The 14096-nt window shown below is 72.8% G+C and carries 10 protein-coding genes and 1 pseudogene; 7 read left to right on the forward strand and 4 right to left on the reverse strand.

What is annotated here, in order from left to right:
* Position 1: 1 nt before the first annotated feature.
* From ACFQ79_RS01785 to ACFQ79_RS01795, 3 genes and pseudogenes are all read right to left on the reverse strand, one after another.
* Positions 2-1267: an MFS transporter gene (locus ACFQ79_RS01785; RefSeq protein WP_383578840.1), complete on the reverse strand. Its 1266-nt coding sequence runs from the start codon at positions 1265-1267 to the stop codon at positions 2-4.
* Positions 1264-4584 (reverse strand): DUF6271 family protein, encoded by a 3321-nt coding sequence (locus ACFQ79_RS01790; protein WP_383578841.1) that lies wholly within the window; start codon positions 4582-4584, stop codon positions 1264-1266. The genes ACFQ79_RS01785 and ACFQ79_RS01790 overlap by 4 nt, the downstream gene beginning before the upstream one ends.
* Positions 4560-5609: pseudogene (locus tag ACFQ79_RS01795) on the reverse strand (phytanoyl-CoA dioxygenase family protein); the annotation flags it as partial. The gene ACFQ79_RS01790 and the pseudogene ACFQ79_RS01795, both read right to left, overlap by 25 nt.
* A gap of 420 nt (positions 5610-6029) precedes the next feature.
* On the opposite strand from ACFQ79_RS01795, the gene ACFQ79_RS01800 reads away from it, so the two are divergent.
* From ACFQ79_RS01800 to ACFQ79_RS01820, 5 genes are all read left to right on the forward strand, one after another.
* Positions 6030-6887: a hypothetical protein gene (locus ACFQ79_RS01800; RefSeq protein ID WP_383578842.1), complete on the forward strand. Its 858-nt coding sequence runs from the start codon at positions 6030-6032 to the stop codon at positions 6885-6887.
* Between the two features lie 131 nt (positions 6888-7018).
* Positions 7019-7252: an acyl carrier protein gene (locus ACFQ79_RS01805; protein WP_383578843.1), complete on the forward strand. Its 234-nt coding sequence runs from the start codon at positions 7019-7021 to the stop codon at positions 7250-7252.
* A gap of 10 nt (positions 7253-7262) precedes the next feature.
* The gene (locus tag ACFQ79_RS01810) at positions 7263-7931 is read left to right on the forward strand and encodes a 4'-phosphopantetheinyl transferase family protein (RefSeq protein ID WP_383578844.1); all 669 of its coding nucleotides are present in this window, start codon (positions 7263-7265) and stop codon (positions 7929-7931) included.
* 276 nt (positions 7932-8207) lie between these two features.
* Positions 8208-9383, forward strand: a complete 1176-nt coding sequence (locus ACFQ79_RS01815; protein WP_383578845.1) for an AI-2E family transporter — start codon at positions 8208-8210, stop codon at positions 9381-9383.
* 182 nt (positions 9384-9565) lie between these two features.
* Positions 9566-11212, forward strand: coding sequence for a glycosyl hydrolase family 8 (locus ACFQ79_RS01820; protein WP_383578846.1), 1647 nt, complete (start codon positions 9566-9568; stop codon positions 11210-11212).
* Here the strand turns inward: ACFQ79_RS01820 and ACFQ79_RS01825 are convergent.
* Positions 11189-12883 carry an FAD-dependent monooxygenase gene (locus ACFQ79_RS01825; RefSeq protein ID WP_383578847.1) on the reverse strand — a complete coding sequence of 565 codons (1695 nt, stop codon included), beginning with the start codon at positions 12881-12883 and terminating at the stop codon, positions 11189-11191. The genes ACFQ79_RS01820 and ACFQ79_RS01825 overlap by 24 nt on opposite strands.
* A gap of 161 nt (positions 12884-13044) precedes the next feature.
* Between ACFQ79_RS01825 and ACFQ79_RS01830 the strand changes: the two genes are divergently transcribed.
* Positions 13045-13473 (forward strand): hypothetical protein, encoded by a 429-nt coding sequence (locus tag ACFQ79_RS01830; protein WP_383578848.1) that lies wholly within the window; start codon positions 13045-13047, stop codon positions 13471-13473.
* 73 nt (positions 13474-13546) lie between these two features.
* Positions 13547-14029 (forward strand): SAM-dependent methyltransferase, encoded by a 483-nt coding sequence (locus tag ACFQ79_RS01835; RefSeq protein WP_383578849.1) that lies wholly within the window; start codon positions 13547-13549, stop codon positions 14027-14029.
* The last annotated feature ends 67 nt before the right edge of the window (positions 14030-14096 follow it).

Genomic DNA, 14096 nt, shown 5'->3' on the forward strand with positions numbered 1-14096 from the left:
CCTACGGACCCGCGACCCGAGTGGGTGAGTCCTTCGGCGCGCGGCCCAGCGCGCGGATCGCGGGTATGGCGAGCATGACGCCGATGAGCGCGACGCCCATGACCGACGAGAACAGCAGCACCCGGTCCGCGCCGTACGCGTCCGCGGCCGGGCCGGCCAGGGCCCGGCCCAGGGGGATGACCATGATGGAGCCCGCCACGTCGTAGGCCGAGACACGGCTCAGGACGGCGAGCGGGATGTGGGACTGGACGCTCGTCGCCCACATCACGCCCCAGAACGCGAAGCCGCAGCCCGCCACGACGCCGGTGAGCGCCGTCACCGTGAAGGACCAGCCCAGGGCCGGTGCGAGGGGGTTGAGGGTGAAGAAGAACATCGCACAGGCTCCCGCGACCAGCGGGCGCGTCGGGCGGACCCGCATGCCCAGCAGACCGCCGACGATCGTGCCGGCACCGTCGGCCGAGGCGATCCAGCCGTAGCCGCTCGCACCGTGCTGTTCGGTGAGCAGCGCCGCGCCGAGCGGCAGCGCCGGGCCGAAGACGAACAGGCCGTACACCGCCCACACCGCGATGACCCCCCACAGCCACGAGCGCGACCTGAACTCGTGCCAGCCCGTGGCCAGTCGGTGCCACATCGGGTCGTCGCTCTCGTCCTTGGCGGTGCCGAGCCTGCGCAGCGGCGCCAGGCCGAGCGCGCTCATCGCGTACGCCGCCGCGATGACCACGAACGAGCCGGCCACGTTCCAGTAGGCCACGAGGAGGCCCGCCACACCCGGGCCGAGCAGGGTGCAGATCGCCTCGGAGATCCGCAGCAGCGCATTGGCCCGCTGGATGTCTTCGGCGACCTGGGGGACCAGACTCGCCAGTCCCGGCTGGAACATCGCGGTCGCGGCACCGCTCAGCGCGAGGAGCGCCATGATGTGCCACAGGCGAACGTCCGAGCCGATCAGCAGGACCGCGAGCGCCAGCATGGCCACCATGCGCACCACGTCCGCGCCGACCATCATCACCTGCGGTGTGAACCGGTCGGCGAGCACGCCGCCGAACAGCACGAGCAGCACGATCGGCGCCATCCACGCGGCCAGTGCGTATCCCACACCGCCCGCTCCGTACCCCGCGCCGAGCACGGCGGTCGTGAGCGACACCATCAGCATGCCGTCGGCGAGCAGCGAGGTGCTGCGCGCGGTGAAGAACAGCCGGAAGCGACTCGATCGCCATGGGCTGGGAGGGGAGCCCTGCTCCCGCTGCGCGGTTGCCTCGTCCATCGTCATGTCACATCCCGGTCCCGGCCGGTCCCTTCCCTGAGAATCTGCTGCCGGAGCCAGGCGCTGGTCCGGTCCGCCTCCGCCGGCGGGTGGTGGACGATCACGTACCGGCGCGGGGCCAGTACTCCGGGGCGGCCGGGGAGCGCGTCCATCAGTGCGGTGTGGGCCTGCGCCGGTGTCAGCGGGGTGCCGCCGGCGGCGATGTACGCCGTCAGGGCCCCGCCCTGGGGCGTGGTGGCGTCCGGGGCGGTGGCGTCCGGCGTGCCGCTGTCCGGCGCGTGGCCGTTCGGCGCGCTGCCGTCCGGGGCCGTGGCATCCGCGGTCACGTGGACGGGCAGCCCCGCGAGTGCCTCGCTCAGCGTCTGCGCCACGAGCGGCGGCGACGTCCAGGACCCGTCGACCCGGCACCACCGGGGTCCGCGCGCGACCGGACGGACACCCGTCACCTCGGTCAGTGACGCGAGCGGTACGTCGTCCGTGGCGGCCGCCTCCAGGAGCCGTACGAGACCGGTCAGGAAGGCCTCCGCCTCGCCCCGCTTGAACAGCGCGGGATCCACCCAGGTGCTCAGGTGGAGGAGCGGTCCGGTCGCGTGGACGAAGGTCAGGACGCGGGTCGGCAGCACCTGGTCAGGGCCCCAACTCAGTTCCAGGTCGGGGCCGGTGGGCACGTCCGCCGTCGTGTCCGCCGCGTCCTCACCGGTCGCGGACGCGACCGTCGTCGCCGTCGCGGGCAGTGTGCTGACGTCGTTGAAGACGACGTCGCGCGCGAACCGGCTGCCCCGTTCGTGCGTCGTGCTCCCGATCATCTCCCAGAGCGCCACCGCGTCGAACCGGCTGTGCCGGTACGCGTTGAGCGCCGCCCCCCAGGCCTTCTTGAGCAGCGCGTCGAAGGTCGGCACCCGGACGTCGAGGGAGAGCAGCGCGTCCTGGGACAGCGTGTTCACCGAGCGGGCGAGCCGGGGGTGGTAGCGGTTGGACGTCGGGACGGCCGCCACGCACGCGTGCTGGTCCGTGCGATGGGCGACGAGCGCGCACCACGCGGTCAGCAGCACGGTGGACGGCAGGCCGCCCGTGCGCTCGGCCACGCCTGCGAGGGCTCGCGCCGCCCGCCGCGACCGGAGCGTGAGCTGTGGAGTCCGCATCTCGGTCCCCTCGGCGCCCGGCTCGGCGAACATGGCCTGGGGGCCGGTGCGGATGATCCGCTCCCAGTACCGCAGCGAGGCCTCGGACGTGCGCAGGCCGGCCGGGCTCGCCTCCTCGGCGGCGAGGCCGAGCGGAGTGAGGGACGTCGGCGGCGGGAGGGTCTCACCGGCGAGGAGGCTCAGCCACTCCTCCTTGAGGACGCCGAGGGCGCCGACGTCGGTCACGGCGTGGCTCGCCGCCATGGCCACGAACCGGGGTGCGCCGGACCGGGTGAGGAGGGAGACGCGGAGGGGGAAGTCCCGGTCCAGCCGGAAGCGTTCGGCGCGGGCTCGGCGGGCCGACGACTCGGCGTACCCGGCGGGGTCCTCGGGCAGGTCCTCGTGATCGAGGACGGTGACGGTGAACGTCCCCTCGGCCGCCACCACTTGTTCTCCGGGTGCGCTTCCGGCGGCGTGCGGAAACGTCGTCCGCAGCGCCTCGTGCCGTATCGCGAGCGTCCTGAGGGCCTCGATCGCGTCCTCGGTCCGGGTCCCCTCGGGAACGGGCCACACATCGTGGATGTTGATGTGCTCCGGCTCGTCCCGCAGCATGCAGCGGATCATGTTGGCCTGCCCCATGGTGACGGGGCCCCGGCGCTCCTCGCCCCCGGAGTACGCCACCGTGACGGTGCGGGCCCTCCTCGGGGGGACCGCCCGGCTCGCGCGGGTCAGGGCCTCCCACGCGTCGGTCAGCAGGGCGAACTCCGCCATGTCCTGCCGCGCCTCGTCGAGGAGCTGCTCGCGGAGAGGGGCCAGGGCGTCGGCGGCGGTGGCGTAGCGGCCGCCCAGGGCGCGGTAGGAGCGGTCGAGGACATCGAGCCGTTCGGCGTTCTCCGACCGGTCGACTCGGGTGCTGTCCCTGACGAACCCGGCGACGACGGAGGCCCGGACGTGGCCCTCGGCGTCGAGCAGCGCGTCACCGGCCTCCTTCATCGCGGAGTACACCGACGCGAAGTGCGGCGTGGAGAGGAGGTACTTGGCGAAGCGGCGTTGGTAGGCCAGGAATCCGGAGTCCGAACGACGCTCGCCGGTATGAAAGTTGACGATGTGTCGGTTGTGCAGGACACCCGGCAGGCGGGCGTCCTGGACGAGGTGGATGAGGAAGTAGTCACTGCCGATGGTGTCGGTGGCGGGCGGCAGCGGAACCCGGCCGTACACCTCGCGGTCGAAGGCGATGTTGCACATGTCCAACCGCGTCGGGCTGACGCTCATGAGCGTCGTCCGGTCGCCGGTGTACGCGGCCGTGCCGGCGCCCCTGAACGATTCCGCGATCAGGTTCCTGCGCCAGATCTCCGGGTAGCCGGAGGGGATCGAAAGGCCCACGACGTCCTCGTAGATCCCCGGGTCGAGACGGCGGATCTCCTCGACGTCCACGGACATCTCCCCGACGAAGGACCCGCCGACCAGTGCCACCGGCCGGTCCGCGCAGGCGGGGTCGAGCCTGCTCCGGGAGACCAGACCGGCCACGTCGGCGGCCCGCAGCCCCAGTGCCGTGAGCTCGTGGTGGAGCGGGAAGACCGGTGCGCCGTCCAGATGCTGGTAGCGGCTGTCCGAGTCGCGGCGGTGGACCGACGCGCAGCCCAGGGCCTCCGCGAGGAGGAAGGCGCGGTTGGTGCAGGCGCCGTAGGAGACGCGGTCCGGCAGCATGAGGCCGAGCACGCGGTCCGGCGCGGGGACGCCGGAGCGGGCGATCACCTCCCGCAGGAAGGTCCGCTGCTCGTCCTCGTCGAGGTGGTGGACGAGCACGCCGGGGACGGCGGGCAGTGAGGCGATCACCGCGCGGTGCTCGGCGACGTCCGCCGCGTCGGAGGAGTCCAGGACGAGGAGCCGTACCTCGACGCCGAACACACGGGCGCCGTAGGCGGCCTCCTCGGCCACGGCCCGGATGGTCGCGGCACAGGCCCGGTCGGTGGGCAGGGTCAGACAGACACGGCGCACGCCGGCTCCCCGCCCTGGTCGGGGACGGTGGCGGCGCCCGTGCGCGCGGTCGGGGCCGGGGTCGCGGCCGGGGTCGCGCCAGGGCCGGCGGCGCCGCCTCCGTCCGCGCCCGCAGCCTCGCCGGCACCCGCGCTTCCGTCCGCACCGGCACCGGCACTCACACCCGCGCCCTCGGCCGTCGGGCCTTCCCCCGTGTCCTTCCACGAGGTGAGCCCCAGCAGTCGGCTGCCGAGGTCGTCCAGGACGGCCGTCGGGTAGCGCTTCGACTCGTGGAGCACGGGGTCCCCGACGAGGGTCCGGTTCCAGCGCGGGGTCCGCAGGTGCCGCCAGGAGTCGACGCGGGACCGCCTGAGCCGCTCGTGCTCTTCGAGCGCCGGCATCATCGACAGGTACTGGACCGCCCGTACCTGGTTCTCGGACACGTTGCGCGCCACACCGTGGGCGAGCAGGCCGTTCCAGATCAGCAGGTCGCCGGGGTGCAGATCGGGGCGGACGACGGGGTACTCCGTGCGGTCCACGGCGGGCCGCAGCGGGTCGCGGTCGGCCGGCTGGGCGATCTTCCACTCCTCGAACCGCCGGAACAGCTCCGGGTTGCACTGGAAGCCGCCCGACTCCGGCCGGGTCTCGTTGAGCGCGATGATCCCCTGCACCCGCTGCGGCGGGACGCCGAGCGTGGTGTCGATGTCCCAGTGCAGCTCGATGTCGAAGCCGCGGTCGGTGGGCTCGATGAGGGCGCGGTCGCGGTTCCCGATGTTGGGCGGGTTGAGGTTGAGCCGGTCCTGGGTGACCCACAGCTCCTCGCAGTCCCAGACGTCCACGAAGGCGTCGTAGACGCGCTGGGCCTGGCGGTTGTCCCAGAGGAGCTGGTGGTGGTACGCCTCCACGAAGCCGTAGACGTGCAGCTGCTGGTCCAGTTCGGAGCGGAACGGCCGGTCCTCGTACCAGCTCTCCGGCCTGTCGGGGTCGAGTCCCTGGAAGTCCCAGGTGAAGTCGAGCAGGCGCTTCGCCGCCTCCGCGGGGATCGCCTCGCGGACGATGACGTAGCCGTACGTCTGCCAGTGCGCGAAGTCCTCCTCGGACAGGACGCGCAGCGGCTGTGACTTCTTCAGCTCCCGCAGTGTGGTCTGGGCGAGGTAGGACTCGCCGTCCGCGCTGAAGTACGGCCGGTCCGAGGCAGCCCGGTGGAGGTGGGGGCGGCGGCGGGGGCGATGGGCTGCGGGCGTCGTCATCTGGTCCCTCCAGGGCGGGAGTCGGGGAGCGTTCCCCGGCCGGTGGACAGCACGGAGAAGCCCTCGGCGCGGAGCCGGGGGCCGAACGGCACGGACGGACGGCAGGGCGGACGTCGGAGCGGACGGAACGGACGCACGGCGGCGCCCGGCGTGGGATGTCGGGGCCACGCCGTTCAGAACGATTGGTTTAGACCATACCTGTTGTCAAGTGACGTCTCAATATGCGGAGTTGCATGTGACAGTCCCTCGGCTTTGGTCTAGACAACCCGCGCGAGGCTGACCTAGTGTCCCCTTGCGCAGTCCGGTCCCGCAGGGATGTCAGCCGGCTTCATCGCTGCTGCGCTTCGCGGTCAACGGCGACCACATCCATGGGCGTTCACCCGCATCTCGGTTCGCCCACGCCCAGAGGGAGCGGTTTCCATGAGCACACCCAGCGCCACGGTCCTGCCGGACGGCGGCCTGAAGAGCCCGGGCGCGGGCCTGATCACCCTGGACCCGGTCCGGACCGCGCTCCTGCACGGACTCGACGAGCTGCTCACCGGCCTCGCCGCACGGCTCTCGGCGCCCGAGGTCGTCGGCCCGCCGCTGCTGTCCGTGGAGGGCCTGACGCGCCTCGACTTCTTCCGCAACTTCCCCCATCTCGGCGTCTCCGCGGGGCGCTTCGCCCCGGACGCGCTCGACGGGCTCGCGGCCGGCGAGACGCCGGGAGAACTGCCCCTGCGGCCGACCGGCCATCTGCTGCCGTCCGCGACCTGCTACGGACTGCTGCTCTCCCTGGAGGGCCGGGACGTCGGAGAGCAGGGCCTCCGCCTCTCCGCCACGGGCCGCTGCTTCCGCAACGAGACCCACTACGACGGCCTGCGCCGCCTGTGGGGCTTCCACATGCGCGAGGTCCTGTACCTCGGCACCAAGCAGGGCTCGGTCGAACACCTGGAGCGGGGCGCCGAGTTCATCCTCGAAGCGGCCGCCCTCCTCGGGCTGGAGCTGAACAGGGCCGTGGCCGACGACCCCTTCTACGACAAGGGCGGCTCCCGGGCCAGGCTGATGGCGCTCGACCCGGTCAAGCACGAGTTCTGCGCCCCCGACGGCACGGCCATCGCCTCCGTGAACCGGCACCGCAACTTCTTCGGTGAGCGGCTGGACATCCGCGCGGGCTCGGAGGGTCCGGCGTACAGCGCCTGCGTCGCCTTCGGGATCGAGCGCTGGATCCACGCGATGATCCTCGCCCACGGCACCCCCGAGCTGGCCCTGGACCGGCTCCGCGACGCCCGCGGCTGAGCGAGGCCGCGGTCACGGCCCCGGCACGCCGGACGCCCGACGCGTCCCGCACGCCCATCCCGCACCCCGTACCCCTCCCGTACCCCTCCCCTCTCCCCGCGACAGCTGTAAGCAAGGAGCGACCTCTTCCCATGGAACGCATCGCCGAGTGGCTTCACGAGAAGAACCCCGGCCTCGACGGCCCGATCGCCCACGACGAGGACCTCATCGAGGCGCGTCTCATCGACTCGATGGACTTCCTCGAGTTCATCGACCTCCTGGAGGAGCTCTCCGGGAGCGCCATCGACCTCCAGGAAGTCACCATCGACGACTTCCGCACCCTCGGCCGCGTCCAGGAGCGCTTCCTGAGCGCCGCCGCGGGCTGAGCGTCCCCCGATGACGGGCGGTCCCGAGCCGGACCGGGCCACCGGGCTGGCCATCGTGGCGACGACCCCGGAAGTGCTGGCCCACCCCGGCCTGGACGAGGGTCTGCTGGCCCCGTGGGAACGGCGTCGCCTCGCGGGGATCCGGCTGCCGGGCCGCCGGGACGACGTACTCGCGGCGCGACTCCTCGCGCGGCTGTGCGTCGCCCGTGTCACCGGCCTGCCGCCGGACACGCCGGATCTCGCCCAGCTGTGCCCCGGGTGCGGCGGGCAGGGCCACGGGCGTCCGTACCTGCGCGGCCGCCCAGGGGTGGGCGTCAGCCTCAGCCACGCCGACGGTCTGGTCGCGGCCGCCGTGGCCCCGGGCCCGATCGGCATCGACGTGGAGCCCGTGACGCGCCGCCCCGGCCCCGTACACGTACTCCGTCGCCTCCTCCCCGCCGCGGACTTCGAGGAGGCCGTGAACCCACCGGATTCCGGCCCGGCGCTGCTCCGCCTGTGGGTCCTGGCGGAAGCCCGGCTGAAGGCAGGCCTGACCGGTCACGCCGGCCTGACCGGTCACGCCGCCCTGACCGGTCACGCCGGTCAGGGCGACATTCGGCTCGTCGAGTGGACGGACCGGCCCCGCGCGGCCGTCGCCGCCGTGGCCTGCACAGCGGGGATCGCGATCGCCTCCGTCTGACGACCCGCCCTTCCTCTGCCCCAGGGCGTCCCTCCGTGTCCCCCCGTGTCCCTCCGGAAGGTGCCGGGTGCTCCGGCACGCGTCCTCGCCGCCGCCGCGCTGCCCGCGCGCCGCGTCGTGCGGTGGGGTGCTCGCCCGGCGCCGGCGGCTCTCGCCGTCGCGAGTGACCCGTCGCGCGCCCATGGTGACGCCGGGCGCACCGCCGATCGGCGGAGTTCCGGCGCCCGGCCTGTGATCCTGACGACCGGAGGCCCTCGCGGGTGGTAGGTCGGTGGGATGCAGCCAGGCACCTCACCGACGGTCACGGTCAGCCCCTTCCTCCGTACGGCCGCCGCGTACGCGTGGCGGCTGCTCGTGGTCGGTGTGCTCGTCTACAGCCTCTTCGCCGTGCTCGGGCGCTTCCACGAGATCGGTGTGGCCCTCTTCCTCGGGCTCGTGATCACCGCGCTGCTCCGACCTCTCGCCGACGTGGTCGCCCGCGGGCTGCCCCGGCCCTTCGCCGTGGTGCTGACCCTCCTCGGCAGCATCGCGCTCGTCCTGGGCGTGCTCGCGCTGGTCGGGGAGGCGGTGGCGGGGGAGCGGACGACCCTCGTGCGCGAGTTCCGGGTGGGGGTCGGCCGGATCGAGGACTGGCTGGAGCGGCCGCCGTTCCGGCTCAATCCGGGGGCGTTGAGCGACCTCCAGGCCAAGATCGGGGAGTATCTCTCCAGCCATCGCTCGACCCTGGTCAGTACGGCGTTGAGCGGCGCCCATCACGTGGTGGCCGTGCTGACGACCCTGGCCCTCGCGGTCTTCTCCGCGGTGTTCTTCGTCCACTCCGGCGACCGCCAGTGGGCCTGGTTCCACAAGCAGCTGCCCGGTTCGATCCGCGAGCGGGTCGCGGTCGGCGGGCGCGCCGCCTGGCGGACCTTCACCGGCTACACCCACGGGATCGTCCTCGTGGCGGCGGTGAACGCGGTGCTCGTCGGCATCGCCCTGTGGCTCCTCGGGGTTCCCCTCGCGGTGCCGCTGGCCCTCCTGGAGTTCGTCGCCGCGTTCGTGCCGCTGATCGGCTCGCCCATCGCCCTGGCGGTCGCCGCCGTCGTGGCGCTGGCCTCGCAGGGTCCCCTGGTGGCCGCGATCGTGATCGGTCTGATCGTGGTGATCGGCCAGATCGAGGGCCACGTCCTGCACCCGCTCGTCCTGAGCTGGGCCGTACGGCTCCATCCGCTGGTGGTCGCCATCTCGGTCGTCGCCGGCTCCATCGCCGCGGGCATCGTGGGCGCCGTGGTGGCCGTCCCTCTGGTCTCGGTGGTCTGGTCGGTGCACACGGCGCTGCGGGATGCCCGCGCGGCGCGGGCGGAGGCCGGGACGGCACCGACGGATGGCGATGCGGAGACGGCAGCGGAGGCGGCGGCCGGGGGCGATGCGGAGACGGCGGCGGAGGGCGGCGCGGAGACGGCGGAGGACTGAAGCCGGGCGCTCGACCCGTGTCCGACACGGCCCGGAGCCGCCCCAAGGAGGGTCCCGCACCGAGGAGTTCACGTCCCGGTTGTGGTGCGGGGTCTTGCGCGGAACTTCCGGTCTCTCTACTCTCCCGGCCAATGGTTAGGAACATTTCCTAACCATTGGCCATGGAGGGAAAGGGAGTTGTCATGCGTCGACGAAGCGTCTCGCTTCTCGGGCTCGCGGGTCTGCTGGCGTTGCCCCTGACGGTGCTGCCGCAGGCACAGGCCGCCGACAGTCTGGTGTCCACCGGAAAGGCGGTGACGGCCTCGTCCGTCGAGACCTCGGCCTTCGGGCCCGGTCTCGCGGTGGACGGCAGCGCGGCCACTCGCTGGGCGAGCCTCGAAGGGGTCGATCCGCAGTGGATCCGCGTCGACCTCGGGGCCAACCACACGATCTCCCGCGTCAAGCTCAACTGGGAGGACGCGTACGGGAAGACGTACCGGATCCAGACCTCGGCCGACGGCTCGACCTGGTCCGACGTCTACTCCACCACGGCCGGTGACGGCGCGACCGACGACCTGACGGTCTCCGGCAGCGGCCGATACGTCCGCATGTACGGGACCGGCCGCGGCACCGCGTACGGCTACTCCCTCTGGGAGTTCGAGGTGTACGGCGCGCCCACCGGCACCGGGGGCGGCGGCGGCACGGCCGTCCCCTTCGGCAGCCACCTCAAGCCCTACGCCGCCGGCATGCTGAAGCCCTCCGGCTCCCAGGCCGCCCTCGACCAGAAGGTCGTCGACTACTACAACAGGTGGAAGTCCGCCTTCGTCCGCCAGAACTGCGGCAACGGCTGGTACCAGATCATCTCGCCCGACGCCGACCACCCGTACGTCGCCGAGGCGCAGGGCTACGGCATGGTCGTCGCCGCGACCATGGCGGGCGCCGACCCCGACGCGAAGAAGATCTTCGACGGCCTCGTCAAGTGGAAGATCGACCACCCGTCCTCCGTCAACCCGAACCTGCTCGCCGCCGAGCAGGACGTCAACTGTCGCAGCGTCAACGGCGGTGACGGCGCCACCGACGGCGACATGGACGTGGCCTACGGTCTGCTCCTCGCCGACAAGCAGTGGGGCAGCACCGGCACGTACAACTACAAGGACCTCGCGCTCAAGCACATCGCCGCGATCAAGAAGGACGAGCTCAACCCGACGACCAAGCTCCTGAAGCTCGGCGACTGGAGCAGCTCCGGCGACCAGTACTACTACATATCCCGTACCTCCGACTGGATGGTCGACCACTTCCGCGCCTTCCGTACCGCCTCGGGCGACACGACCTGGGACGCCGTGCGCACCGCGCACCAGACCCAGATCTCCCGTCTCCAGTCGACCTACGCCTCCGGCACCGGACTCCTCCCCGACTTCGTCGTCGACACCAACACCACCCCCAGGCCCGCCCCGGGACAGGTCCTCGAGGACCCCAACGACGGCGCGTACTGGTGGAACGCCTGCCGTACCCCGTGGCGCATCGCGGACGACGCGGTGACCAGCGGCGACGCCACGTCGCTCGCGGCCGCGCGGAAGCTCAACAGCTGGATCAAGACGAAGACCGGCGGTGACCCGAACAAGATCGCCATCGGATACAAGCTCAACGGCACGCAGATCTCGGCGGGCAGCGAGGCCGCCTTCTTCGCCCCGTTCGCGGTGGCGGCGATGACCGACTCCGGCAGCCAGGCCTGGCTGGACGCCCTGTGGAACAAGATGCTGGCCACCCCGATCGACACCAGCAGCTACTTCTCCGCGAGCATCCAGCTCCAGGTCATGATCACGGCCTCAGGCAACCACTGGGTCCCGTAGCGGTACGGACAGCGCGTCGAGGCAGTCCGCCAGGGCCGCCGTGGTGGCGCCCAGCGGGAACCGCGCGGCGAGCTGCCCGTCGGGGCGCACGACGAAGCCGGTGTCGCCGTCGGGGAGGTAGATCCGCGCGAACTCCCCGGCGGCGTCCCGGTACGCCGGAGCGCCGAGGGCCGGGGCGGTGTCCGGATCGGCGTCCCGGGGGAGCAGGGCGACGACGTCGAGCGGCAGCCGCTCGGCGGCGGCGGCCCTCGCCGCCGCCACCGCCCGCTCCAGCCCGATGACATCGGCCCCGTACAGCACGGCCACGTGTCCCGGGCGGTCGCGCAGGACGTCGAGCAGCCGGAACGGGTGGACGGCGACCGGTGTGCGCAGACCGCCGCAGTCCGGGGCCAGATCGCCGGGCTGCGGCGCGCCCGCCGGCCCGTACGGGGCGCCGGCGAGCGGGCCGTCCCGGTAGCCGACGAGCAGCTGGGCCTCGCGGAGCAGCAGCGTCGTCATGTCCTCCGGATCGCTCTCCATGCCCTGGGTGGAGTGCCGCACGGTACGGCCGACGACCTCCTCGCCCACCGGGCGGCGCTCGGCGTCATAGCTGTCGAGCAGCGCGGGCCCGGCCTCGCCCTTCACCACGAGGGCGAGCTTCCAGGCCAGGTTGGCGGCGTCCTGGATGCCGGTGTTCATGCCCTGGGCGCCGGTGGGCGGATGGATGTGCGCGGCGTCGCCCGCGACGAAGACCCGCCCCCGGCCGTACCGGCCGACGATGCGGTGGCTGATGCGGAAGACCGACGACCAGCGCAGGTCGGAGAGCCGGGCCGGGCCCGGAGCCAGCCGGTCGACGACGGCCTGCAGGTCCGACAGCTCGGGGCCGCGACCGCCCTGGAGGCCGTGGGCGAGTCCGTCCGACGGGATGCCGCTCCCGGGCGGTCGCGTCGCCGGCGCCGCATCGGCCGGCTCGGCCGGCACCTTCATCGACATCCGGTAGCGGCCGGCGCCGGGCAGCGGGATGCAGACGAGGACGTCGTCGAGGGACCCGTCGGCGGCACGGTGCTCGCAGCGGAGCGCGTACCCCCGGGGCAGGTCCCAGTCCGACTCGGCCACGACGTCGCCGAGCATGTACGCCTCAGGGAACGCGCCACCCTCGTACGACAGGCCCAGCGTCTTGCGCACGACGCTGTGGGCCCCGTCGCAGCCGATCAGATAGGGGACCCGCAGCTCCTCTGTGAACCCGGACGCGCCGCGCAGCAGTGCGGTGACCCCGTCCGCGTCCTGGACGAACGAGACGAGTTCGGTCCCGCGCTCGATCCGCGTCCCCAGGCCGGCCACGTACTCCTCGAGGAGCCGCTCGGTCTCGTACTGCGGCAGCGCGGCGAAGCCGTACGGCACCTCGGGGGGCAGTTCGAGCGCGATCCGCGCCTTCACCGCGCCGTTGACGTACGTCAGTTGGCCGCGCATCGGCACGGCGGCCTCCAGGACGGCACGGATCAGGCCCATCCGGTCCCACAGCTCCAGGGTGCGCGGCTGGATCCCGACGGCCTTGGCGTACGGGAGTCTGGCCGGCAGCCGGTCGACGAGCCGGCAGCGCACCCCGTGCCTGCGGAGCTCGGCGGCGGCGCTCAGTCCGACGGGACCCGCGCCCACGATGAGTACGTCGGTGGTGGTGCCGGTGTGCGCCACGGGTGCCCTCCAGTGCCGGCCCGCTTCTCGCCAGGTTCCGTTCTCCATGGTCACCCGCGGCCGCGGGTTCGGCGAGCGGTGCGGCCCGGGCCGCGCACGGGCTTCCACGAGCCGAACCGGCGTACGGAACCGGCCGGCGGCGCCGGGCGTCCCTCCGGGGCATGAGCGAGAACCCCGCCCTTGATCCGGACGGCGTCGGCGAGGTCACCGACGGCGGCGATGCCGGTGATGTCGGCGATCACGGCAGGGAGGCCGACGACGGACGGGCCCAGGGCGCCGTCGGCTGTCTGCTCGCGGTCGCCGGGGTCACGGTCGCCGGGGTCTTCGCCCTGCCCCGGGCCGCGTACAGCATCGACGGCGGGTTCGAGGCCCACGCCCGGGACTGGAGCGTCATCCTGGTCGAGCTGCCCCTGATCCTCCTCGCCGGACTGCTCGTCCCGCCCATGACGTGGGCGGTGGCGACGCGGTGGCTCCGCCCGTGGGCGGCGTTCCTCGTCTGTGCCGCCGTCGTCGCGCTCGGCCTCTGGGGTGCCGCGGCGCTGTGGCATCCGCGCCAGGGGCCCGATCCGGGGTACGGGCCCGGCATCTGACGGCCGCCCTGCGGGCAGCGATAGCGTGCCGGGCGGGAACCCCTCCGGGGGCGTAGGAAAGAGCGAGGAACCCATGGCACAGGAACAGATCCGTCCGTCCGTCGTCTCCCACCCGGTGGGCCATGTCGTCGGGGGCCGCGAAGAGGTGCGCGACGACGAGTGGGGCGACGTCGAGTCGGTCATCCGGCTGGACGCGGAGGCCTTCGGCCCCGAGGCGCTCGCCGGTCTGGACGCGTTCTCGCACCTGGAGGTCGTCTACCACTTCGACCGCGTACGACCGGACGCCGTCGAGACCGGTGCCCGTCACCCGCGCGGCAACACGGAGTGGCCGCTGGTCGGGATCTTCGCCCAGCGCGGCAAGAACCGGCCCAACCGCCTCGGACTCTCCCGTTGTGCGCTGGTGCGCACGGACGGCCTGGACATCCATGTGCGCGGCCTGGACGCGGTCGACGGCACGCCGGTCCTCGACATCAAGCCGTACATGGCCGAGTTCGCCCCGCAGGGCCCGACCACCCAGCCGGCCTGGGCGGACGAGATCATGCGGAACTACTACTGAGCGGCTGAGGCCGGTGCCGGTGCCGGTGCCGGTGCCGGTGCCGATGCGGGGTGCGGGGTGGCGGGGT

The sequence above is a fragment of the Streptomyces sp. NPDC056480 genome (assembly GCF_042795405.1).
Taxonomy (GTDB): domain Bacteria; phylum Actinomycetota; class Actinomycetes; order Streptomycetales; family Streptomycetaceae; genus Streptomyces.

Excerpts from the sequence above, each read along its gene's own strand:
- ACFQ79_RS01785 (WP_383578840.1), bottom strand. The coding sequence starts at position 1,267 with ATGACGATGGACGAGGCAACCGCGCAGCGGGAGCAGGGCTCCCCTCCC.
- ACFQ79_RS01800 (WP_383578842.1), top strand. The coding sequence starts at position 6,030 with ATGAGCACACCCAGCGCCACGGTCCTGCCGGACGGCGGCCTGAAGAGC.
- ACFQ79_RS01805 (WP_383578843.1), top strand. The coding sequence starts at position 7,019 with ATGGAACGCATCGCCGAGTGGCTTCACGAGAAGAACCCCGGCCTCGAC.
- ACFQ79_RS01810 (WP_383578844.1), top strand. The coding sequence starts at position 7,263 with ATGACGGGCGGTCCCGAGCCGGACCGGGCCACCGGGCTGGCCATCGTG.
- ACFQ79_RS01815 (WP_383578845.1), top strand. The coding sequence starts at position 8,208 with ATGCAGCCAGGCACCTCACCGACGGTCACGGTCAGCCCCTTCCTCCGT.
- ACFQ79_RS01820 (WP_383578846.1), top strand. The coding sequence starts at position 9,566 with ATGCGTCGACGAAGCGTCTCGCTTCTCGGGCTCGCGGGTCTGCTGGCG.
- ACFQ79_RS01830 (WP_383578848.1), top strand. The coding sequence starts at position 13,045 with ATGAGCGAGAACCCCGCCCTTGATCCGGACGGCGTCGGCGAGGTCACC.
- ACFQ79_RS01835 (WP_383578849.1), top strand. The coding sequence starts at position 13,547 with ATGGCACAGGAACAGATCCGTCCGTCCGTCGTCTCCCACCCGGTGGGC.